The organism is uncultured Stenotrophomonas sp. (assembly GCF_945952405.1).
Taxonomy (GTDB): Bacteria; Pseudomonadota; Gammaproteobacteria; order Xanthomonadales; family Xanthomonadaceae; genus Stenotrophomonas.
On record NZ_CAMFIA010000003.1, the window covers coordinates 156,580 to 179,341 of the forward strand.

At 68.1% G+C, this 22,762-nt stretch carries 21 protein-coding genes and 1 riboswitch; of the genes, 7 read left to right on the plus strand and 14 right to left on the minus strand.

Features of this window, described 5'->3' with window-relative positions:
• Positions 1-162 precede the first annotated feature (162 nt).
• Both Q0P60_RS04605 and Q0P60_RS04610 read left to right on the plus strand, forming a co-directional pair.
• Entirely contained in the window at positions 163-771 is a 609-nt protein-coding gene (locus tag Q0P60_RS04605; protein WP_294988891.1) for a metal-dependent hydrolase, read from the plus strand.
• Entirely contained in the window at positions 768-2,153 is a 1,386-nt protein-coding gene (locus Q0P60_RS04610; protein WP_294988894.1) for an FAD-linked oxidase C-terminal domain-containing protein, read from the plus strand. The genes Q0P60_RS04605 and Q0P60_RS04610 overlap by 4 nt, the downstream gene beginning before the upstream one ends.
• 105 nt (positions 2,154-2,258) lie before the next feature.
• Here Q0P60_RS04610 and Q0P60_RS04615 read toward each other — a convergent pair whose 3' ends face one another.
• The 6 genes from Q0P60_RS04615 to Q0P60_RS04640 form a co-directional block, all read right to left on the minus strand.
• Entirely contained in the window at positions 2,259-4,226 is a 1,968-nt protein-coding gene (locus tag Q0P60_RS04615; protein WP_294988897.1) for an acyltransferase family protein, read from the minus strand.
• 215 nt (positions 4,227-4,441) lie between these two features.
• Positions 4,442-5,404 carry a thiamine-phosphate kinase gene (gene thiL / locus Q0P60_RS04620; protein ID WP_294988900.1) on the minus strand — a complete coding sequence of 321 codons (963 nt, stop codon included), beginning with the start codon at positions 5,402-5,404 and terminating at the stop codon, positions 4,442-4,444.
• Positions 5,405-5,525: 121 nt separating this feature from the next.
• Complete coding sequence (nusB, locus tag Q0P60_RS04625) at positions 5,526-6,005, minus strand: transcription antitermination factor NusB (RefSeq protein WP_294988903.1); 480 nt, start codon at positions 6,003-6,005, stop codon at positions 5,526-5,528.
• Positions 6,002-6,469: a 6,7-dimethyl-8-ribityllumazine synthase gene (ribH, locus tag Q0P60_RS04630; protein ID WP_294988906.1), complete on the minus strand. Its 468-nt coding sequence runs from the start codon at positions 6,467-6,469 to the stop codon at positions 6,002-6,004. The genes nusB and ribH overlap by 4 nt, the downstream gene beginning before the upstream one ends.
• A gap of 168 nt (positions 6,470-6,637) precedes the next feature.
• Positions 6,638-7,738: a 3,4-dihydroxy-2-butanone-4-phosphate synthase gene (gene ribB / locus Q0P60_RS04635; protein WP_294988909.1), complete on the minus strand. Its 1,101-nt coding sequence runs from the start codon at positions 7,736-7,738 to the stop codon at positions 6,638-6,640.
• Positions 7,735-8,361 carry a riboflavin synthase gene (locus tag Q0P60_RS04640; RefSeq protein ID WP_294988912.1) on the minus strand — a complete coding sequence of 209 codons (627 nt, stop codon included), beginning with the start codon at positions 8,359-8,361 and terminating at the stop codon, positions 7,735-7,737. Before Q0P60_RS04640 ends, ribB begins: the two co-directional genes overlap by 4 nt.
• A 74-nt stretch (positions 8,362-8,435) precedes the next feature.
• Positions 8,436-8,583: riboswitch (FMN riboswitch) on the minus strand.
• A gap of 248 nt (positions 8,584-8,831) precedes the next feature.
• Between Q0P60_RS04640 and Q0P60_RS04645 the strand changes: the two genes are divergently transcribed.
• Positions 8,832-9,452: a hypothetical protein gene (locus tag Q0P60_RS04645; protein ID WP_294988915.1), complete on the plus strand. Its 621-nt coding sequence runs from the start codon at positions 8,832-8,834 to the stop codon at positions 9,450-9,452.
• A 148-nt stretch (positions 9,453-9,600) separates the two neighbouring features.
• Positions 9,601-10,485 (plus strand): hypothetical protein, encoded by an 885-nt coding sequence (locus tag Q0P60_RS04650; RefSeq protein ID WP_294988917.1) that lies wholly within the window; start codon positions 9,601-9,603, stop codon positions 10,483-10,485.
• Between the two features lie 80 nt (positions 10,486-10,565).
• On the opposite strand, the gene ribD is transcribed toward Q0P60_RS04650, so the two are convergent.
• The 5 genes from ribD to Q0P60_RS04675 form a co-directional block, all read right to left on the minus strand.
• Complete coding sequence (ribD, locus tag Q0P60_RS04655) at positions 10,566-11,651, minus strand: bifunctional diaminohydroxyphosphoribosylaminopyrimidine deaminase/5-amino-6-(5-phosphoribosylamino)uracil reductase RibD (protein ID WP_294988920.1); 1,086 nt, start codon at positions 11,649-11,651, stop codon at positions 10,566-10,568.
• 157 nt (positions 11,652-11,808) lie between these two features.
• Entirely contained in the window at positions 11,809-12,330 is a 522-nt protein-coding gene (nrdR, locus tag Q0P60_RS04660; protein ID WP_294989253.1) for a transcriptional regulator NrdR, read from the minus strand.
• Positions 12,331-12,477: 147 nt separating this feature from the next.
• Positions 12,478-12,927, minus strand: coding sequence for a hypothetical protein (locus Q0P60_RS04665; RefSeq protein ID WP_294988923.1), 450 nt, complete (start codon positions 12,925-12,927; stop codon positions 12,478-12,480).
• 67 nt (positions 12,928-12,994) lie between these two features.
• Complete coding sequence (gene glyA, locus Q0P60_RS04670) at positions 12,995-14,263, minus strand: serine hydroxymethyltransferase (RefSeq protein WP_294988926.1); 1,269 nt, start codon at positions 14,261-14,263, stop codon at positions 12,995-12,997.
• 179 nt (positions 14,264-14,442) lie between these two features.
• Positions 14,443-14,907, minus strand: coding sequence for an RcnB family protein (locus Q0P60_RS04675; RefSeq protein WP_294988929.1), 465 nt, complete (start codon positions 14,905-14,907; stop codon positions 14,443-14,445).
• 252 nt (positions 14,908-15,159) lie between these two features.
• On the opposite strand from Q0P60_RS04675, the gene ettA reads away from it, so the two are divergent.
• The 3 genes from ettA (at position 15,160) to Q0P60_RS04690 (ending at position 19,373) form a co-directional block, all read left to right on the plus strand.
• A complete protein-coding gene (gene ettA / locus Q0P60_RS04680) occupies positions 15,160-16,824 on the plus strand; it encodes an energy-dependent translational throttle protein EttA (RefSeq protein ID WP_005408049.1) in 1,665 nt (554 codons plus the stop codon).
• Positions 16,825-16,988: 164 nt separating this feature from the next.
• A complete protein-coding gene (locus Q0P60_RS04685) occupies positions 16,989-18,305 on the plus strand; it encodes an NCS2 family permease (protein WP_005408048.1) in 1,317 nt (438 codons plus the stop codon).
• A gap of 69 nt (positions 18,306-18,374) precedes the next feature.
• The gene (locus Q0P60_RS04690; RefSeq protein WP_294988933.1) at positions 18,375-19,373 is read left to right on the plus strand and encodes a DUF4434 domain-containing protein; all 999 of its coding nucleotides are present in this window, start codon (positions 18,375-18,377) and stop codon (positions 19,371-19,373) included.
• 76 nt (positions 19,374-19,449) lie between these two features.
• Here Q0P60_RS04690 and Q0P60_RS04695 read toward each other — a convergent pair whose 3' ends face one another.
• Genes Q0P60_RS04695 through Q0P60_RS04705 form a run of 3 tightly spaced genes read right to left on the minus strand, consistent with a single transcriptional unit; the run spans position 19,450 to position 22,758 of the window.
• The gene (locus Q0P60_RS04695) at positions 19,450-20,583 is read right to left on the minus strand and encodes an acyl-CoA dehydrogenase family protein (RefSeq protein WP_294988937.1); all 1,134 of its coding nucleotides are present in this window, start codon (positions 20,581-20,583) and stop codon (positions 19,450-19,452) included.
• A 4-nt stretch (positions 20,584-20,587) separates the two neighbouring features.
• Positions 20,588-21,274, minus strand: coding sequence for an alginate O-acetyltransferase AlgF (locus Q0P60_RS04700; RefSeq protein WP_294988941.1), 687 nt, complete (start codon positions 21,272-21,274; stop codon positions 20,588-20,590).
• Entirely contained in the window at positions 21,271-22,758 is a 1,488-nt protein-coding gene (locus Q0P60_RS04705; RefSeq protein ID WP_294988944.1) for an AMP-binding protein, read from the minus strand. Before Q0P60_RS04705 ends, Q0P60_RS04700 begins: the two co-directional genes overlap by 4 nt.
• Positions 22,759-22,762 lie beyond the last annotated feature (4 nt).

Genomic DNA, 22,762 nt, shown 5'->3' on the forward strand with positions numbered 1-22,762 from the left:
TACCCGACAGACATGCAGCCGGCCAGCGGCCGGCCCTACCCGACAGACATGCAGCCGGCCAGCGGCCGGCCCTACCCGAGAGACCTGTTGCCGGCCAACGGCCAGCATCACCCGACAGACCTGTTGCCGGCCAGCGGGCGGCGCCGCAGGAGTGCAGGACTGATGCCTTCGATCATCACCCATGCCGCCGTGCCGCTGGCACTGTGGTGTGCCGCCGACCGCGGCCGCATCCCGCCGCGCCTGCTGGCCGCCGGCGTGGTCGCAGCGATGCTGCCCGATGCCGACGTGCTGGCCTTCGCCCTGCACATTCCCTATGCCGATGCCTTTGGCCATCGCGGTGCCAGCCATTCGCTGCTGTTCGCGTTCGTGCTGGCGGCGGTAGCGGCGGTGTTGGCATTCTTTGGTAGCGGCCGACCTTGGTCGGCGGGTTCGTGCCAACCAAGGTTGGCACCTACCAAGGCAGGGCCAACGGTTGCGTCGATCCTACAAGCCGCGGTGTTCGTCTTCGTGTGCGCGGCCAGCCACCCGCTGCTGGATGCGATGACCTCCGGCGGGCTCGGCGTTGCCCTGGCCTGGCCCTGGAGCGACCAGCGCTTCTTCGCACCGTGGCGGCCGATCCGCGTTTCACCGTTTGCCGCGCAGTTCTTCAGCGCGCGCGGCGTCGCCACCCTGCTGTCTGAACTGCGCTGGGTATGGCTGCCACTGGCCACTGCCGTCGTCGCCTGGAAACTGATCCAACCCTCTTCTGCTGCCCCACGAGATCCGTCATGAGTACCGCCCTGCCTGCTGCCCTGGTTGCCGAACTGTCCGCCCTGCTGGGCGCGGAGGGCTGGCGCACGGATCCGGGCAGCCTGGAAGCGAACGCACAGGACAACTCGTGGCGCCACCAGCATCCTGCTGCCGTCGCGCTGCCGGCCGATGTGGCGCAGGTGCAGGCGCTGGTGCGTGCCTGCCGTGCGCATGGCGTGGCCCTGGTCGCGCGCGGCGCAGGGACCGGCACCACCGGTGCGGCCGTACCGTTGCCGGGCAGCATCGTGTTGTCGTTCACCCGCATGGACCGCATCGTGGAGATCCGCGCTGGCGACCGCTGCGCGGTAGTGCAGCCGGGCGTGCTCAACGGCACGCTGCAACAGGCACTGGCGCCGCACGGCCTGTTCTGGGCGCCCGACCCCTCCAGCGCGGACGTCTGCAGCATCGGCGGCAACCTGGCCTGCAACGCCGGCGGCCCACGCGCGGTGAAGTACGGCACCAGCCGCGACAACGTACTCGGGCTGGTGGCGGTGACCGGCAGCGGCGACCTTATCCGCTGTGGCGGCGCCTACACCAAGGACGCCACCGGCTACGACCTTACCCACCTGCTGGTGGGCAGCGAAGGCACGCTGGCCCTGATCGTGGAAGCCACGCTGAAACTGACGCCGCTGCCGGTAAGCCAGGCCGGCCTGCGCGTGCTGTATCGCGACGCCGATGCCGCCGCTGCGGCGGTGTCGCGGCTGATGTCGCAACCGGTGGTGCCGACCCGCCTGGAATTCATGGACGCCCGCAGCCTGGAACTGCTGCGCCTCAACGGCGCCGATGTGCCGGACGCCGGCGCGATGCTGCTGGTCGAAGCCGATGGCGACCACGACACCCTCCCGTACCTGCTGCAGGCATTGGCCAGCGCCGCCGAAGGCGACGGCATGATTGCGCTGGACGTGGCGATGGAAGGGCGCGCGCGTGACCAGCTGTGGGCCGCGCGCAAGGCGCTGTCGCCGGCGTTGCGCAGCGTCGCGCCGGGCAAGATCAATGAAGACGTGGTGGTTCCGGTATCGCGCATCCCTGCACTCGTGGCCGGTGTACAGGCGCTGGCACGCGACTACGCGCTGACCATCGTCACCTTCGGCCATGCCGGCAACGGCAACCTGCACGTCAACATCCTCTACCACCCTGACGATGCCGACGAGAATGCGCGTGCGCATGCCGCACTACCGAAGATCTTCGAGCTGACGTTGGCGCTGGGGGGTACCTTGTCGGGCGAACACGGCATTGGGCTGGCCAAGCGCGATTTCATGGCACAGGCCTTCAGCCCGGCCACGTTGATGGCGATGCGGGCAATCAAGGCCGCGCTGGACCCGGACGGCATCCTCAACCCGGGCAAGGTGTTGCCTCCGGCATAGCGCCGAGCGCACCCACCTGTAGCGCCGAGCCCATGCTCGGCTGCTCTCCGCCCAGATCACGATGACACCCGCGCCGCACGTGGCAAGCCGAGCATCGGCTCGGCGCTACAGGGGCGCGTCGTCGGCAAGGTCGACCAGGGTCTGGCGGAAACTGGGCAGCAGCACGCGGTTGCCGTGCCCGCTCAGATGGTCGTTGTCGAAGAACAGCGGCTCGCCGTCCGTCACCGCGGCACAGGTGTCGGGCCCGCACAGCCATGGCAGCGGGTCCCATACCGTCAGCAACGGATGGCGCACGGCCAGCTCCGCCAGCAACGTCATCTGCGGCGCGCGCAGCCGCTCCAGATCCGCGCGCGGCATGCTCAGGCCACCTGCGCACGCAGGGTTGCGGCGGTTGAACCAGTCCGAACAGCGATACGCACCGGCCTTGAACAACGGCAGCGGTGCGTCGATGACGATGTGCACGCGCAGCGCCTGCAGGCGCTGCAGGACACGTTCGGCTTCCTCACGCGCAGCCTGCGCATGTACCGGCGTACGCGCGTCCAGCAGCTGGCGGTAGATCTGCTGCGGATCCTGCTGCTGCCAGTCGAAGCCACGCAGCTCCGGCATGCGCAGCGCCGCAAGCAGCACGATATCGCCCGGGCGGGCCTCGCTCTCGACGGTCGACAGCGCCTCTTCGATGAAGTCCTGGCACTCGGCCGGGCTGGCCCGCAGCAGGTTGACGAAGCTGCAACCACCGCGATCCTGCTGATGAAGCTGCATGCCGGTCTGGCGCGCGGCCATGCTGGTCATCGTGCGATAGGCCGCCGCATGCGAGTCACCGACCACGAACAGGCGCCGCCCTGCAAGCGCCGGCGCAGCAACCGGTTGCAGTGGCCGCCACGCTGGATAGCGCCGGGCCTGCCACGCATACCCATCGCGGGTGACGCTGAGCGAGATCTGCTCGTGGTACTCCACCGTGGCCCAGGCACCCGCAGCGCACACCGCCACCACCGCCAGTGCCGACGCCAGCAGCTTGGCAGGAGCCACGCGCAGCAGCGGTACGGCACTGCGCAGCGGACGTTCCACGAGATGATGGGAGGCTGCCGACACCGCCAGCAGCAACAACGGGTACAGCCACAGCGCTGCGCCCTGCAGGCCATGGGTCCAGCGCAGCAGCACCAGCAGCGGCCAATGCCAGAGATACAGTGAGTAGGACAACCGGCCCAGATACGCCAGCGGCGCCCAGCCCAGCGCGCGGCCGATGCGCGAGGTGCCCGGCGCCGAAACCGCCGCCAACAGCAGCACGGTGCCGGCCACGGTGGCGAGCACGCCCGGCACCGGCATCGGCAGCCGCGGAGCCACCATCACGCCGGTTGCCAGCAACGCCAGGCCCAGCGCTGCAGAGCGATCACCCCACGGGCTCGTCGCACGCAGGCTCATCCACTGGTACAGCAGCGCACCGGCCGCCAGTTCCCAGAACCGCGACGGCAGCAGATAGAAGGCAGACGCCGGCGCGGCATGCGCCTGCCAGGCCGCCCACGCCAGCGACAGCAGGGTCAGCGCCGGCAGCAGCCAGCGCGACCCCAGCGATTGCCCGCGCCCCCGCAGCCAGATGAAGAACAGCAGCGGGAATACCAGGTAGAACTGTTCTTCCACGCCCAGCGTCCACGTATGCAGGAACGGGTTGAGTTCCGCACCCGGCGAGAAGTAGTCGTCCGGCTGGCCGGCCAGCACCAGGTTGCTGGCGCCCACCAGCGCCGCCCACCCGGTCTGGTCGAACTGTTCATTGCGCCAGGCACGCGGTATGAACAAGGCCGACAGCACGAAGGTGGCCATCAGCATCACCAGCAGCGCCGGCAGCAGGCGCAGCACGCGGCGCCGATAGAAGTCGAGCAGCAACGCCCCCAGCGGCATGCCCGCGCGCGCGGCCAGCGACTGGCTGATGACAAAGCCGGACACCACGAAGAACAGGTCCACGCCGGTGAAACCACCCGGCAACCAGGCGGCGTTGACGTGGAAGAGGATGACGGCCAGCACCGCCAGCGCACGCAGGCCATCGATGGCGGCGTTGTGGGGACGTTCGGTAGAGGTCATGCGGGTGGACGTGGCGGGCGATCCATCAGCATCACCGCCGCCGGCCCGCACACTCAACGGGCAATTGCGACAGATGCGGTTTCTGTTCAACCGCGGTCCAGCCAGGCATCCGCAAGGCGCGCAGGCGCGATCGCAGCGGATCACCAGGCTCCGGCGGATTTCAGCTGACGGGCGACATGTTGCCAGGCAAGCGTGGGCCCGGTTCTACAGAGGTCTCACGCGAAATGCTGGTAGCCACCCTCGCTGGCTTCGCCGTCCACGTGCACGCCCTGCCCTTCGGCGATGCGGCCGATGCGGGTGAGCGGCAGATCCAGCGATTCGGCCAGGTAGTGCAGTGCATCGCGCTGGTCGGCAGCGGCGGTGAAGCACAGTTCGTAGTCGTCACCCCCACGCAGTGCGCAATCGCGCGCGCCTTCGCGGCCCAGCAGTTCGCGCAGCGCCTGCGAGACCGGCAGCAGATCGGCATCGACGTGGGCAGCAACGTTGCTGCGCGTGGCGATGTGGCCGAGGTCGGCCAGCAGGCCGTCGGACACGTCCACTGCCGCATGCGCGAATGCACGCAGGCGCAGGCCGAGGGTGACCCGTGGCGTCGGCCGCAGCAGGCGCAGGCGCAGGCTTTCGTAGTCGGCCAGCAGCGTTGCGGTGGCCACGCTCAGCGCACCCTGCTGCCACAGGCGCAGCGCACCGGCGGCATCGCCCAGGGTGCCGCTGACCCACAGATCATCGCCGACCTGCGCGCGGTCGCGGCGCAGGGCCTGGCCACGCCCCACCTGGCCCATCGCGGTCACCGACAGCGACAGCGGCCCGCGCGTGGTGTCGCCCCCGATCAGCGCAATGTCGTGCTGATCGGCCAGGGCAAAGAAGCCATCGGCGAAGGCATCGATCCAGTCCTCCGACGCTTCCGGAAGCGAAAGCGCCAGCGTGCACCACGCCGGGCGCGCGCCCATCGAGGCCAGATCGGAGAGATTGACCGCCAGGGTCTTCCAGCCGATGTCGAAGGCCGGGGTTTCCGCCGGAAAATGCACGCCACTGTTGAGCGTGTCGGCGGTCACCACCAGCTGCTCGTTGGCACGCGGCTGCAGCAGCGCGGCGTCATCACCGATGCCGAGCAGGATGTCGTCGCGCTCGACGGTGCGGGCGCGGATGCGGTCGATCAGGGCGAATTCGGCCAGGGACATGGGGATGCTCCCGCAGTTGTGCATGCCGCGCATCGCGCGGCGGGCGGTAGTGCCGGCCGCTGGCCGGCAACCTGAGGATCCCTGCAGCTGCCGGCCAGCGGCCGGCACTACCACAGGCAGGTCAGTGACCCGATTCGACCTTGCGCCATTCCACGGCGGCACGATCCAGCACACCGTTGACGTAGGTATGGCCGTGCTCGGAACCGAAGCGCTTGGCCGATTCGATGGCTTCGTTGATGACCACGCGGTACGGCACGTCCAGGCGGTAACGCAGCTCGTAGGCAGCCAGGCGCAGCACCGCGCGTTCGATCGCGTCGACTTCCTCGATGCCACGGTCCAGGTACGGGCCCAGCGCTTCGTCGATGTCGCGGCGGTTGTCGAGCACGCCGTGCAGCAGGTTCTCGAAATAGCCGAGATCGGCGATCTCGCGCGCCTGCTCGTGGGCGAACTGGGCGATCAGCGACTGTGCGTTGCCGCCGGAGATCTGCCAGGCGTAGATGGCCTGCACGGCACGACGGCGCGCGCGCGAGCGCAGCACCGGATCGACGCCATCGCGGCGGACGGGTTTACCGGAGGGCTTGCCCTGGGTGTTCTTGTTCATGGCAGCTGCTCCAGGAGATTGACCATTTCCAATGCGGCGAGTGCGACTTCCTCGCCCTTGTTGCCGTGGCTGCCGCCTGCGCGGGCCTCGGCGTCTTCCACGCGTTCCACCGCCAGCACGCCGTTCAGCACCGGCACACCGAAATCCAGCTGCACGCGCATCAGGCCTTCGGCGCAGCGGTCGGCCACGTGTTCGTAATGACGGGTGTCGCCACGGATCACGCAGCCCAGGGTGAGGATGGCGGCGTGTTCATGGGCGGCTGCCAGGCGCGCGGCAACCAGCGGCAGTTCCCAGGCACCCGGCACGCGGATCACGTCGATGTTGGCTTCGCTGATGCCGTTGCCGGCCAGGCTCAGGCGTGCGCCTGCGACCAGCGTGTCGGTGATGCGGGCGTTCCAGCGGCTGGCCAGGATGGCGAAGCGCGCCGACTCGGGAGTGCGAAGATCGCCTTCGTAGTGGCTCATATGCGGCTTGGGGGACTCGATAAGGGGGAGATTCTACCGTGGATGGGCCCCGGCCGTTGCCGGGGGCGTGCCGACCAACGGTCGGCACCCACCGGTAGTGCCGGCCGCTGGCCGGCAATCAGGGGAACTGCGCGCCGACCAACGCTCGGCACGCACCGGTGATGCCGGTCAGCAGCCCACGGTTTCCACGACTTCCAGGCCGTACCCGGCCAGGCCGATCTGGCGACGCGGCGTGCCCAGCACGCGCAGCTTGCCCAGGCCCAGCTCGGACAGGATCTGCGCACCGGCGCCGTTGCGGCGCCACTGGCCCACGTCCTTGTCCTTGCCCGGCACCACCGGCGCCGGCTGCTGGCGCAGGCGGGCCAACAGCGCTTCGCCGTCGCGCGGGGCCGACAACACCACCATCACGCCAGCGCCCTCGGCAGCAATCGCACGCAGGGCGTCGGTGGCCGCCACGCCGAAGTCATCGCGGCGCCAGTGCAGCAGGTCGGCCAGCGGGTTTTCCACCTGCACCCGCACCAGGGTCGGGATATCCGCATCCGGAGTGCCCCGGACCAGGGCGAAATGCAGGTCGTGGGCGATGCGGTCGCGGTAGGTCACCAGCTTGAACGGACCGAATTCGGTATCGATGTCGCGTTCATCGACGCGTTCAACGGTCTTCTCGGTCGCCAGGCGATAGGCGATCAGGTCGGCAATGGAACCCATCTTCAGGCCGTGCTCGCGGGCGAACACTTCCAGCTCCGGGCGGCGCGCCATGCTGCCGTCGGGGTTCAGGATCTCCACCAGCACGCCGGCCGGCTCCAGACCGGCCAGCATGGCCATGTCCACGGCCGCTTCGGTGTGGCCGGCGCGGGTCAGCACGCCGCCCGGCTGGGCGATCAGCGGGAAGATGTGGCCCGGCTGGTGCAGGTCCGAGGGCTTGGCATTGGGCTTCACCGCGGTGCGGATGGTATGCGCGCGGTCATGTGCCGAGATGCCGGTGGTGACGCCCTCGGCGGCCTCGATGCTGACCGTGAAATTGGTCTGGAACTGCGCGGTATTGGCCTGCACCATCGGTGCCAGGCCGAGGTCGGCGGCGCGGGTGCGGTTCAGTGGCAGGCACACCAGGCCGCGGCCGTGGGTGACCATGAAGTTGATGTCGCTGGCCTTGACCAGCTCGGCGGCCATGATCAGGTCGCCTTCGTTCTCGCGGTCTTCGTCATCGACGATGACCACCATGCGGCCCTGGCGGATGTCTTCCAGGATCTCCGGAATCGGCGCGAAATTCATGCTGCATCTCCATGCGGGTGCTGGCCATTGGCCGGCACGCTGATCAGGCGCTCGACGTAACGGGCAACCAGGTCGATTTCAAGATTGACCGCACTGCCCACGCCCGTGGCGGAGAAGGCGGTATTGGCCACGGTGTGCGGGATCAGCGCGACTTCGAAACCCTCGTCATCCACTTCATTGACGGTGAGGCTGACGCCGTCCACGCAGATCGATCCCTTGCGCGCGATGTAGCGGCGCAGCGAGGCCGGCGCGGCGAAGCGCCAACGCTGGGCGCGCGCGTCTTCATGGATGGACAGCACCTGGCCGAGGCCATCGACGTGGCCACTGACCAGATGGCCGCCAAGGCGATCGGTCGGGCGCATCGCACGCTCCAGGTTGATGACCGCGCCCTGGTCCAGCTGGCCCAGCGTGGTCAGGCCCAGCGTCTCGGTGGACGCATCCGCCTGGAAGCTGCTGGCGTCGAATGCGATGACGGTGAGGCAGACGCCGTTGATGGCGATGCTCTCGCCCAGCTGCACGTTGTCGAACGGCAGGTTCCCGACGTTGAAGGTGAAGCGGACATCGCCGCCGATGGGCTCGCGTGCAGCCAGACGGCCGACGCCTTCGATGATTCCAGTAAACAAGTAACGTTCTCCGCGGAATGTGAGCGAAAAACGCCGCAAGGCAAACAGGCGCACGCAGGGCATACGCCCTGTGGCACCGTCTTCTTTCATCCGGACTATGACCGTCGGCTCCGGCATCGGACCGGATCTGCTGACCCCCGGCCGTAAGCCGGGGCGCTCGCGGGCTCGTGCCCTGGGGCACCTACCGCCGGTGGGGAATTGCACCCCGCCCTGAAGACGTTTGTGTACCGGCGAACCGGCCTGCGTAGTGTACCAGCCCAGGCTGAACGGGGTCGTTCAGGCATGGGCTCGGATTCCCTTCCGCAGGAAAGAAATCCGACCCCATGCCTGGTCAGCCCCACGGCAGCCTGTGACGACCGTCTCTCGCATTTTGTAAAACTTTCATTAAAATCGCCGCCGGACGACATGAGGTCGCCACGGGCCGCCCGGAGGGCGGACCCGCCAATGGACTGAAGTACACAGGAATTCCCATGCGCAAGATCCTGATCGTGGCCGCTCTGCTGGCCGCCGCCCCGTTCTCGGCTTCGGCCGAAGCCCTGAGCTACACCTACGTCGAAGGCGGCTGGACGCAGTTCAAGACCAACGATGACCTGCTGGATGACCCGAAGGTCGACGGCGCCTATCTGCGCGGTTCGGTGGCCGTGGCCGAGCAGGTCCACGTGTTCGGTGGCTGGTCGCGCACCAGCAAGACCTACCACTACCGCGATGGCTCGATGAAGCTGGAACTGAACCAGCCGGAGCTGGGCATCGGCTACCACATGCCGTGGACCGACCGCGTCGACTTCACCGCCGATGCCGCCTGGGTGCGCCAGAACGTGGAACTGACCGACCGCTACTACGGTCACTCCGAGCGCTACAAGGACCACGTCAACCTGGGCCGCGTCACCATGGGCGTGCGTGGCAAGCCGTCGCGCATGACCGAAGCCTGGGCCAAGGCCGGCTACATGGATGGCGGCAACAATTTCAAGGGCACCTGGGTCGGCACCCTGGGTGGCCAGGTCAACTTCACCAAGACCTGGGGCCTGGTCGGTGAGATCTCGGGCTACCGCGACGTCACCCAGTTCTCGGCCGGCGTCCGCGCCAGCTTCTGATTGCCCGATCCTCGTCGTGCGATCGAACGGGCCCCGCAAGGGGCCCGTTTTTTTTGGCCGCGGCACAGCGGCACGTGGCCGCAGCGCGCCATCGAAAGTACCCGTAGATGCGCTAGGCTTGCGCGCCTCTGGAACAGGAACCACCGTCATGAAGACCCCCATCCGTACCCTGCTGGCCAGCGCCCTGCTGTGCGCTCCGCTGTTTGCCCAGGCCGCACCGGCCACGCTGACGCCCGAACAGGCCTTCGACCTGTACGCACGCGTCCTGCTGGAAGACGACGCCGCCGCGACGCGCACGCTCAACGATGCACTGAAGCCGGCCTTCGAGGGCCAGGACGCCGTCACCCCTGCCCCGGGCGCGCTGGCCAAGGCCCTGGCCGAACCCTGGCAGACCGTGCTGGCCAGCAGCGGCGCCAAGGTCGATGCCGCCGCCACTGAAGCGCTGTATGCCAAGGCCCTGCGCGATTCGAAGTGCCGTGCCACCGGCAGCGTGATCGAAGACAACGAGTACGTCGAAGACCAGAAGCTGGCGCGGATCAACTTCAGCTGCCAGGTTCCCGACCTGGCCAAGGTCCGCCCGCTGTTCGCCGCCAGCCTGGCCGCCGATGCCAGCCCGGCCTCGCGCAGGCAGTTCACCGACGCCTACACCCAGGCGCTGCAGAGTGGCGCGCGGCAGCCGGTCAGCGGCACCTTCACCCTCTACCCGGCCAAGGACAACGGCTACTGGTACAGCGGCAACTTCGACGACCTGGTCGGCACCGTCACCGGTGCACTGGCACCGTTCGAAGAGTGGATGCAGGACGCGCAGGCCGCGAATGCGCCGAAAGTGACCGGTGTGCCGGGCTGCGATCTGCTGCTGCAGCAGCACCGCAGCTGCGTGGCGAAGATCGCGCCGGACCAGATCGGTGGCGTGGACGCGATGGCCGAGGAACTGAAGGCCAAGGCGCAGGTGCAGTCGGCCGAGCAGATGACCCAGGAGTGCAAGGCGCTGCGCCCGATCGCCGAGATGATGTGGACCGACGAGTGCGCCTGATGCGCGGGTGCCGGGCCAGGCCCGGCGCTTGCAGCCAATGACGAGTGGCGCCGGGCACCGCCCGGCGCCGCCAGCGCTCGCTACGCGCGCAGCAGCAGGCGCAGATCGTCCCCCACTTGGCGCTGGTCGATCACGCGCAGGCGGCGCTGCTGCTCCATCGCCTCGATGCCGAGGCCGGCCAGCAGCGGGCGACCGCTGTCACCCAGCAGCGTAGGTGCCTGGTAGAGCAGCAGCTCATCCACCCAGCCACCCCGCAGCAGCGCGCCGGCCAGGGTCGCGCCGGCTTCGGTATGCACTTCGTTGATGCCACGTTCTGCCAGCAATGCCAGCACTGCGCCCAGGTCCAGCCGCCCGTTGCGGCTGGGCACGCTGGCGAATCCGGCATCAGCCGCATCCGGCGCGCTCACGGCCGGGTCATGCAGGTACAGCGTCGGCGCCCCACCCTCGCGGACACGGCTGCATTGCAGGGAGCGCAGCCGCGAATCGAGGACCACGCGCAGCGGCGGCATCACCTCGGTCTCGGCCAGGCGTACGGTCAGCATCGGGTCGTCGGCCAGCACGGTATCGGCGCCGGTCAGGATCGCGCCGGCGCGTGCGCGCCAGTGCTGCACGTCTTCGCGTGCGGCCGCGCCGGTGATCCACTTGGAGCTGCCGTCGGCCATCGCGGTACGCCCATCCAGGCTGGCAGCCAGCTTGACCCGCAGCCACGGGCGGTTGCGCTCCACCCGCGACAGGAAGCCCTTGTTGATCTCGCGCGCCTGCGCCGCCATCAGTCCCTCGGCGACCTCGATACCGGCGTTGCGCAGCAGATCGAAACCGCCGCCATCGACCTTCGGGAACGGATCACGCATCGCCGCGACCACGCGCGACACGCCGGCCTCGATCAGCGCCAGCGCACACGGCGGCGTGCGTCCGTAGTGCGCGCAGGGTTCCAGGGTCACGTACGCGGTGGCACCGCGTGCTTCAGCACCGGCCTCGCGCAGCGCGAATACTTCGGCATGCGGGCCACCCGCGCGCTGGTGCCAGCCCTGGCCGACCACGCGTTCGCCATGGGCGATCACGCAGCCCACCATCGGGTTGGGGCGGGTGGTGTAGGCACCGCGCTCGGCCAGACGCAGTGCGTTGGCCATGTGCAGGTGATCGAGGACGGAGAACAGGTGGCTCATGTGGCCATGGTACCGCCAGTAGATCCACGCCACGCGTGGATGCAGGCGTCCGTGCCAACCAACGGTTGGCACCCACCAGGGCATGAACCTCGCCAACCAGGGTTGGCAGCTACCAGGGCATGGGGCTTGCCAACCAGGGTTGGCGGCTACCGCGGGCTCAGCCCTTCTTCTTCTTGGCCAGGGCGATCACATCGCCGAGCAGCTGCAGCTGTTCGGTGCTGGCCGGCAGCTCGCGTTCGAGCTTCTCGATCTCCTCGCGGAAATCGGCCACATCCTCGAAACTGCGGTACACCGAGGCGAAACGCACGTAGCCGACATGATCGAGCTTGCGCAGTTCATTCATCACGAACTCGCCGACCTTGATCGACGGCACTTCACGCTCACCGCTGATGCGCAGCTGGTGGACCACGGCGCGTACCGCCGCTTCGATCTTGTCTTCGGCCACGGCGCGCTTCTGCAGCGCGCGATCAAAGCCGGCGCGTACCTTGCGCTGGTCGAACGCTTCACGGGTGCCATCACTCTTGACGATCGCTGGCAGCTTCAGCTCCACCGTTTCCAGGGTGCTGAAGCGCTCGCCACAGGCCTCGCACTCACGCCGACGACGGATCGTCGCGCCGTCTTCGGAGACGCGCGAGTCGATGACCCGGGTATCGGCATGTTGGCAGAAGGGGCAATGCATGGAGGCCTGGCTCAGGAAAGTACCGGCTGCCATCGTCACGGCAGCGTCGCAACGGTACCTGAGAAGGGCCCCAGCAGCAAATGCTGTCTGCGCGGAAGTGCCTGCGCTACGGTCGAAGAGGCCGCGTGAGCGTCGCCGCTGCGCCGTTCAGCGCTCCCGGCCGGCGGCAGCCCCCTGCCGGCCCCATCGCAGCCACGCCAGATGCCCTGCGAGCAGCAGCAGCGGTGGCCCCAGCCCCAGGTAGGCCAGCATCTGCCATTCGCCATGGGTCCACAGCAGGCGCGCCACCGCAACGATCACGCCACACGCCGCGAAGACGCCCAGCAGCAGGCCTACCCACACAACTCGTGGGGACTGGCGCAGGCCCTCACGGCCACGCCACAGGAAGACGATGCTCAACCACAGCCAGGACAGCAGGCCGAGGATCCCGCCCAGCGACCACAGCAGCAGCACCGTCGGCTCGTCGCCGGACAGATACGTGCCCTCCAGCGCCACCATCAGCCCCAGTACCGCAACGGTGCCTCCGGCAGCCAGTGTGGGCAGGCCCAGCACCAGGCCGGCGACAGCGACCACGCGCTTGTGCAGCAGCTCATCCATGCGCTCTGACTCCAATACCGGGGTCAGAGCCCTTCCCGCAGGAAGGGATCCGACCCCGTTGTTCCGATCAGCCGTAGACCGGGTACTTGCGGCACTGCGCACTGACGGCATCGCGCACGCGCGCAATGACGGCGTCATCGCCCGGCGCGTCGAGCACGTCGGCAATCCAGTTCGCCAGGTCCACGCAGTCCTGCTCGGTGTAACCACGGGTGGTTACCGCCGGGGTCCCCAGGCGCAGGCCCGAGGTCACGAACGGCGAGCGCGGATCGTTCGGCACCGAGTTCTTGTTGACGGTGATGTGGGCCTTGCCCAGCGCGGCTTCCGCGTCCTTGCCGGACACGTCCTTGCCGATCATGTCGACCAGCATCAGGTGGTTCTGGGTACCGCCGGAGACGATCTTGTAGCCACGCGCGATCAGCGTGTTGGCCATCGCCTGGGCATTCTTCACCACCTGCTGCTGATAGGCCTTGAAGCCCGGTTCCAGCGCTTCCTTGAAGGCCACCGCCTTGCCGGCGATGACGTGCATCAGCGGACCGCCCTGGATGCCCGGGAACACGATCGACTGCAGCTTCTTGACCAGGTCCTCGTCGGCACCCTTGGCGACGATGATGCCGCCGCGCGGGCCGCGCAGGGTCTTGTGGGTGGTCGAGGTGACCACGTGGGCGTGCTCCAGCGGGCTCGGGTAGACGCCAGCGGCAACCAGACCGGCGACGTGCGCCATGTCAACGAACAGGTAGGCACCGACCTTGTCGGCGATGGCGCGGAAGCGTGCCCAGTCGATCACCTGCGAGTAGGCCGAGAAGCCGGCCACGACCATCTTCGGCTTGTGCTCCAGGGCCAGGCGCTCGACTTCGTCGTAATCGATCAGGCCCTGGTCGTTCACCCCGTACTGCACGGCGTTGAACAGCTTGCCCGAGGCGTTGACCTTGGCACCGTGGGTGAGGTGGCCGCCATGGGCCAGGCTCATGCCGAGGATGGTGTCACCCGGCTGCAGCAGGGCGAAGTACACGGCCTGGTTGGCCTGCGAGCCGCTGTGCGGCTGCACGTTGGCGTACATGTCTTCCGTGGAGCCCGCACCGAACAGCTGCTTGAGGCGGTCGATCGCCAGCTGCTCGGCGATGTCCACGTACTCGCAGCCACCGTAGTAGCGCTTGCCCGGGTAGCCTTCGGCGTACTTGTTGGTCAGCTGGCTGCCCTGGGCTTCCATCACGGCCGGGCTGGTGTAGTTCTCGCTGGCGATCAGCTCGACGTGGTCTTCCTGGCGCTGGGTCTCAGCGGCGATGGCCTTGGCCAGTTCGGGATCGTAGGTTTCGATGCGGACGTCACGCGGGAACATCGGGTACTCCAGCAGGCAGGGAAAGGGGTACGACTCAGCCCCCGATTGTAGCCCCGCACCGGCCTGCTGGGGCCGAAACGGACGGGGCCGGCATCCGCGAAGGAATCCGGCCCCGTATGGTTGCCTGATGGCGGCGCAGCCCTTTCCCGGGAAAGGCGTGCGGCCCCGCGGGCGGATCGTCAGCGGCTGCTGACGATGTAGTCGGCGATGATGCCGCTGGCGATGGCCACCAGCAGCATGTTGCCGCGGTCATCGCGGATCCACTGGTGCCCGTACGGCGGGCGGCGCAGGTGGTAGCGCGGGTAGTCGTTGACCACGTAGATCGGGCCGCGGTAGTAGTCGCGGTAGCGGTGGCCCACCTTCCAGCCGTAGCCGGGGCCATAGGCCGGGCGATAGACCACGCGCGGCGGTGCCGGGCGGTAGTAGCGGTCATGGTCGCGGTGCCAGTCGCGGCGGTCACGTTCCCAGTCGCGCCGGGCCTCGCGGCGGTCGCGCTCCCAGTCACGGCGGTCCTGACGCCACTCCCGGCGATCCTCGCGCCACTCGCGGCGGTCACGGTGGTCGTTGTCGGCGAAGGCCGGGGCAACCGCGCCGAGCGCCAGCACAGAGGCCACGGCTCCGGCCATTACTCGATTGATGCGCATGTCAGACCTCTGCTTGGGTGGGTGGTGACCCCATATTGCGCACTCGATCTGAACCGTTTCCCGCTGGAAACGCTTCCCGCTGCGGAACTGTGACCCGGTATTCAGGCGATAGCCAGCCCGGCGCGCCTTCCGGGCGCGGCCCGGAACCGGTTCCGGCTATAATTGGCGGCATTCCTTTTCAGTCTGTGCCCGCTGCCGCAACGGGATCTTCCCGTGACGGGTCGGGCGCAGGGCCGCGCCTACGGAGACCTCATGTCCTCGCAATACATCTACACCATGAACCGCGTGTCCAAGGTGGTCCCGCCCAAGCGGCAGATCATCAAGGACATCTCGCTGTCCTTCTTCCCGGGCGCGAAGATCGGCCTGCTGGGCCTGAACGGCGCCGGCAAGTCCACCGTGCTGAAGATCATGGCCGGCGTGGACACCGATTTCGAGGGCGAAGCCCGCCCGCAGCCGGGCATCAAGGTCGGCTACCTGGCACAGGAACCGGAACTGGACCCGACCAAGACCGTGCGTGAAGCGGTCGAGGAAGGCGTGGGCGAAGTGCTGCAGGCGCAGGCTGCGCTGGAAGCGGTGTATGCCGCCTACGCCGAGGAAGGCGCCGACTTCGACGCCCTGGCCAAGGAACAGGAGCGCCTGGAGGCGATCCTCGCCGCCGGCGACGCCCATACCCTGGAAAACCAGCTGGACGTGGCCGCCGATGCGCTGCGCCTGCCGCCGTGGGATGCCATCGTCGGCAAGCTGTCCGGTGGTGAGAAGCGCCGCGTGGCGCTGTGCCGCCTGCTGCTGCAGAAGCCGGACATGCTACTGCTCGACGAACCGACCAACCACCTCGACGCCGAGTCGGTGGAATGGCTGGAACAGTTCCTGGCGCGCTACACCGGCACCGTGGTGGCCGTCACCCACGATCGCTACTTCCTGGACAACGCCGCCGAATGGATCCTGGAACTCGACCGCGGCCGCGGCATTCCGTGGAAGGGCAACTACACCGACTGGCTGACCCAGAAGGATGAGCGCCTGAAGCAGGAAGACAACCAGGAAAAGGCTCGCCAGAAGGCGATCCAGAAGGAACTGGAGTGGTCGCGCCAGAATGCCAAGGGTGGCCGCACCAAGGGCAAGGCCCGCCTGGCCCGCCTGGAGGAGCTGCAGTCGGTCGATTACCAGAAGCGCAACGAGACCAATGAAATCTTCATCCCGCCGGGCGAGCGCCTGGGCAACGCGGTGATGGAGTTCAAGAACGTCTCCAAGAAGTTCGGCGACCGCCTGCTGTTCGACAACCTGAGCTTCCTGGTGCCGGCGGGCGCCATCGTCGGCATCATCGGCCCGAACGGCGCCGGCAAGTCGACCCTGTTCAAGATGATCACCGGCCAGGAAAAGCCGGATACCGGCGAGATCGTGGTCGGCCCGACGGTGAAGCTGTCGTACGTGGACCAGAGCCGCGACGCGCTGGAAGGCAACCACAACGTCTTCCAGGAAATCGCCGGCGGCCTGGACATCCTCAACATCAACGGCATCGAGATCCAGTCGCGCGCCTACATCGGCCGCTTCAACTTCAAGGGCCAGGACCAGCAGAAGATGGTCGGTTCGCTGTCCGGTGGTGAGCGTGGCCGCCTGCACATGGCCAAGACCCTGCTGCAGGGTGGCAACGTGCTGCTGCTCGACGAACCGTCCAACGACCTGGACATCGAAACCCTGCGTGCGCTGGAAGATGCGCTGCTGGAGTTCCCGGGCAACACCTTCGTCATCTCGCATGACCGCTGGTTCCTGGATCGCATCGCGACCCACATCCTGGCGTTCGAAGGCGACTCGCACGTGGAGTTCTTCCAGGGCAACTACCGCGAGTACGAAGAAGACAAGCGTCGCCGCATGGGCGATGACGCGGCGCCGAAGCGCCTGCGCTTCAAGGCACTGAAGTAAGAAACAAAGAACGGCCGCGCTCTGCGCGGCCGTTCTGCATTCTGGCAGGTCACCACCGTGGGTGGTGACTGGAGGCGTACCGACCAACGGTCGGTACCCACCACCAATGGTCGGTACCCTCAACCAACGGTCGGTACCCACAACCAACGGGTTGAGATTTCCCCATGTCCCTGTTCGAACGCCTGTTCCAGCTGCAGCAGCACGGCACCACCGTGCGCACCGAGCTGCTGGCCGGTGTCACCACCTTCCTGACGATGTCCTACATCGTCTTCGTCAACCCCGAAATCCTCGGCACCACCGGCATGGACGCAGGCGCGGTGTTCGTGGCCACCTGCCTGGCCGCAGCGCTGGGTTCGGCGGTGATGGCGCTGGCCGCCAACTTCCCGGTCGGCATGGCACCGGGCATGGGCCTGAACGCCTTCTTCGCCTTCACCGTGGTGGGCGCCGCCGGCCTGCCCTGGCAGCAGGCGCTGGGGGCGGTGTTCATCTCCGGCCTGGTGTTCCTGGTGCTGTCACTGACCGGGGTCCGGGCATGGCTGGTGTCGGGTATTCCGTCCTCGCTGCGCTCGGCGATCGTGGCCGGTATCGGCCTGTTCCTGGCGATCATCGCACTGCAGAAATCCGGGGTGATCGTCGGCAATGAAGACACCCTGGTGGCACTGGGCCCGCTCAATACCGCGCCGCCGCTGCTGGCGCTGGCCGGCTTCCTGCTGATCGCGGTGCTGGAAGCACGCCGCATCCGTGGCGCGATCCTGATCGGCATCCTGGCTGTGACCGGTGCCGGCTGGGCGCTGGGCGATGTGCAGTACCAGGGCCTGGTTTCGCTGCCGCCGAGCCTGGCACCGACCTTCCTGCAGCTGGACCTGCCGGGCCTGCTGCACCATGACGGCGGCGCTCCGATCGCGGTACTGCTGCAGGTCGTGCTGGTGTTCGTGCTGGTGGAAGTATTCGATGCCACCGGCACCCTGTACGGCGTGGTCGGCCGCGCCGGCCTGCTGAAGCTGCCGGGCGCGCAGAAGCGTTTCGGCCGCGCACTGCTGGCCGACAGCACGGCAATCGTGGCCGGTTCGATGCTCGGCACCAGCAGTACCACCGCTTTCGCGGAGAGCGCCTCGGGCGTGCAGGTCGGCGGGCGTACCGGCCTGACCGCGTTGGTGGTGTCGGCCCTGTTCCTGGCGGCACTGCTGTTCTCGCCGCTGGCGGCCATGGTGCCCAGCTATGCCACCGCACCGGCGCTGCTGTTCGTGGCCGGCCTGATGCTGCGCGAACTGGTGGAAGTGGACTGGAGTGACCTGACCGAATCGGTGCCGGCTGCCTTGTGTGCGCTGGCGATGCCGTTCACCTACTCGATCGCCAATGGCCTGGCCTTCGGCTTCATCGCCTATGCCGCACTGAAGGCCGGCACCGGCCGCTGGCGCGAAGTGCATCCTGCGGTATGGCTGGTCGCCGTGCTGTTCACCCTGCGCTACGCACTGGAGTAAGCGCGACCGCCGCTGCCGGACAGGCAAGCGGTTCACCCGCTGCGCACGGCGCTCTGGGATGATGGGCGCATGTCAGCGCCCCTGCTCCCATCCGACCCGTCTTCGCCGCTGCGCCGGCGCCTGCTGCGCGCGGCGCTGCTGGCACCGGTGGCCGGTGCCCTGGCCGCCCTGCCCGGTTGTTCGCTGCCGGAGCAGGTCGACGGCACCTTCCTGCAGCCGTGGCGCAGCCACCTGCAATGGGGCATGGGAGACTGGCAACGCTCGCTGCAGCTGGCCCGTAAGCTGGGGTGCCGGCAGCTGGTGCTGCAATGGACCGGCATCAGTGGCGGCGCCGACGGCGATTGGGAGCTGCCCGATACCAGCGTGCGCATGCTGTTCACCGCGGCGGCCGAAGCAGGCATCAAGGTGCGCGTCGGCCTGCCCTTCCAGCAACGCTGGTGGCAGGCGATCGGCGCCGACGATGCGGCGCTGCAGGCGTTCTTTGCCGACAGCCTGGCGCAGGCGCGCACGTGGCTGGCGAAAGCGCCGTGGGCACGCCTGCAGGCGTTCAACGGCTGGTACGTTCCCTACGAACTGGAGCAGTACCACTGGGCCGATCCGGCCCGCCAGCAATGGCTGGCGCACTGGCTGCACGGCATCACCGAGGCCACCGCCGAGCGTGGCGGCGACTGGGCGATCTCCTGCTATTTCAGCCGCCTTGCCACCGATGGCAACCTGGTGACGCTGTGGGACGCGGTGCTGGCGCAGGCAACGCTGCGGCCGATGGTGCAGGACGGAGTAGGTGTTGCCGGTGCCGGCAACGTGCAGCAGTTGCAGCCGCTGCTGAAGCATTTCCGCGAGCGTGGCGTCGCCTTCGACGCGATCGTGGAGCTGTTCCGCGAACTGCCCGGCGAGAACAACGACGGCACCCAGTTCAAGGGCGAGACCGCCGACCCCGCACGCATCGAGCGCCAGCTGGCATGGGCGCGCGACAGCGGTGCCGAGCATGTGCTGGTGTATGCGCTGGACCCGTGGCTTACCCAGGACACCCCGGAAGCGGCCACACTGCGCCGCCGCTGGGGAATCTGACCCGCAAAAAGGGGACGGAGGGGATTAAGTCGTTTGTGGCACAAACGACTTAATCCCCTCCGTCCCCTTTTTGCTGTTAGAGGGCGCGGCCGATGATGTCGCGCAGGATCTCGCTGGTGCCGCCGAAGATGCGCAGTGCGCGGGCGTCGGCCCAGGCGCGACCGATGCCGTACTCGCTGCTGTAGCCGTAGCCTCCATGCAGCTGCAGCAGGTCATCCAGCACCCTGCCCTGCAGTTCGGTGGCATTGAGCTTGGCCATCGCCGCACGCAATGGCAGCAGCCGGCCCTGCATCTGCTCGGCCAGGCACTGGTCGAGGAAACTGCGCAGCATCGCCAGCTGGGCAGCGGCCGAGGCCAGCACGAACCGGGTGTTCTGGTGATCGATCAGCAACCGCCCAAATGCCTTGCGCTGGCGCACGTAGTCCATCGTTTCCTGCAGCATGCCCTCGGCCGACGCTGCGGCGCGCAGGGCGATGGCCAGGCGCTCGGCAGCCAGCTGCTCCTCCAGGCAGGCGAAGCCGCGACGCTCCTCGCCCAGCAGGTGATCGGCCGGCACGAACACGTCTTCGAAGAACAGTTCGGTGGTGTCCTGCGCGTGCTGCCCGACCTTGGCCATCGGTTCGCCGCGGCTGACACCGGGCTGGTGCAGGTCGACGCAGAACAGGCTGAGGCCGCCGGCACCCAGCTCCGGCGCGACGGTGGCCACCACCACCGCCATGTCGGCGTTGTTGCCGTTGGTGATCCAGGTCTTCTGCCCGCTCAGACGGTAGCCGCCGTCCACCGCTTCGGCCCGGGTCCGGATCGTCTTCAGGTCACTGCCCGCGCCGGGTTCGGTCATCGCGATCGCACCGATCACTTCACCGCGAGCCATCCGCGGCAGCCATGCGTCGCGAACGGCTGGCACGGCGTACTGCATCAGGTACGGCGCGACCATGTCCGAGTGGATCGAGAAGCCGATGCCGAGGAAGTTGGCGCGTGCCAGCTCCTCGATCACGCAGGCGGCATGGCCGAAATCACCGCCCAGGCCGTAGGGCTCGGGCAGCTGGCAGTTGAGCAGCCCGGCCTCCCCGGCCGCCAGCCACAGCGCGCGCGGGGTGATGCCATCACGTTCCCACTGCTGGTAATACGGAGCAATGCGTTCATCAATGAAGCGACGTACCTGTTCGCGGAACAGGTCGTGGTCGTCGCGGAAGACAGGGCGCTCGGCCATTGCGTCAGCGGCCCACCGCGTCGGTGCCACTGAGCTGGCCCTGCAGCACCGGGGCGCTGGCAGTGCCGGTCAGGAACAGGCTGTAGTGATCGCCCGGCTGCAGCGCCGGCAGTTCCAGCGCGGTGCTGTCCTTGTCACCACAGCCGGCCACCAGGCGCGCCTTCACCGGGTTGATGCCGCGCGCGGCGCTGCGCCCGGCGGCCACCGCCGGGAACACCACGGCGCCCTTGTCGGCCATGGCCAGCTTGCCCTGCGCGCAGCCTGCGGCAAGGTTGTAGAAGCGGATCTCGGCCTTCAACGCATCGCTGCTGCCGCCGCCGTCTTCGAGCACCGTCACCGGCTTGGACGGCGCAGCGCCATCCAGCACCAACGTGGTGAAGCTGCCGGCGGCCACCGCCGGCTGCGTGCGCGCCTTGCCCGCCACGCGCACGCTGAACGGCTTGCCGCCTTCAACGATCGCATAGCGGGTAGCGCGGGCGGCCGGGCCGACGCTCTGGTCGGCGCCGTTGGCGATACCGGCCTTGACCGCGGCCGCACCCGGGTTGAGCACGCGCACGAAGGCCGAGCCGGCCGGCGGGCGCGCGGCATACAGCTGGGCCAGACGCCCTTCCGGCGCAGCCTGCTGGGCGAAGGAGGCACACGGCGCCAGCACCAGTGCCGCGCTGATCAGCGTTTTCATCGACAGGTTCATGCAGGTTTCTCCGTCATGCGGAGCGTGCGCGCCAGGGCCTGGTAGCGCTGCTCCAGTTGCTTGCGATCAACCTTGTTGCTGATCGTCTGCGGCAGCGACGCCACCGCGAACAGCTCCGAAGGAATCATATAGGGCGGCATGTAGCGTTCCATCTGCTCCTTCCAGTCGGCCAGTTCCGCCGGCACCCGCTGCAGTTCGCCGGTTGCCGGCGGCGCGGTCTCGATGAAACCGATCATGCGCACCAGGCTGCCATCCGGCCGGCGCAGCACCACCGCCGCACCGGCTACCACGCCGGGAAGCCGGGCCAGGCCGACATCGACCTCGGCCAGCTCGATGCGGTAGCCATTGAGCTTGATCTGGTCATCGCGGCGCCCGCGGAAATAGAACCGCCCCTGTTCGTCCTGGTCGCCCAGGTCGCCCAGGTCGCCACTGCGGTAGGCGCGCTTGCCGTTGTGCTCGAACAGCACGCCGGCATCCAGGTCGGGACGCTCCAGGTAGCCGCGCATGACATGGTCGCCGGCCATGCAGATTTCGCCATCGAGCAGGAACACCTCGGCATAGGGTTTGCCGACGCCGATCGGGAACGGGTTCGGCGCCGCGGCGCGCAATGCCGGATCGATCTCCACCCAGGTGGTGGAGCAGGTGGCCTCGGTCGGGCCATAGGAATTGATGATGCGCACCTGCGGGAAGCGCGCCCACAGTTCTTCGGCCACGCGCGGGGTGAGCGACTCGGCACCGAACACGAACACGCGCAGGTCCGGCAGGTGGGCGGCGTCGAAGCGCGGGTTGAGGATCTGCTGGCGCACGAACGATGGCGTCGACGCCCACACCGCCACCTGCGAATCGCGCAGGTGATCGATGAACTGCTCGCTGCTGGCAATGACATCGCGCGGGCACAGCACGCAGCAGCCGCCCAGGCCGAGCGCGCCACACAGGTCGAACAGCGAGAAGTCGAAGCTGAACAACATCTGGTTCAAGAACGCCGGTGCCGGGCCGAGGCCCAGGCAGTCACGGATCCAGCCGGTGAACAGCGCCACGCTGTCACGGCCGATCTGCACGCCCTTGGGATCTCCAGTGCTGCCGGAGGTGAACATGATGTAGGCCAGGTCCGGCACCGCCAGCGCGCGCGGTGAGCCGGCGCCGGGCAGGAACGCATCGGCCGCCGCATCGTAGACGGCCCGCGCATGCACCAGGCTGGTGATGCGTTGCAGCCGCGCCTGCGGGTTGATGTTGTCCACCGGCACATAGGTCACGCCCAAGCCGAGGCAGCCCAGCATGGCGACCACGAAGGCCGCTTCCTTGTGCCCGGAAATCACCAGCGCATCGCCTGCCGCCAGCCCGGCCGCACGCGCACGCTCGATCCAGTCCTGGGTGCTGCGGTACAGGCTGGCCCAGTCCATCACGCCATCGGCGGTGTGCAGGGCCGGCGCCTGCCCGGCAACCTCCAGGTCGGCGAAACGGCAGTGGTCGAAATCGAAATACATCGCG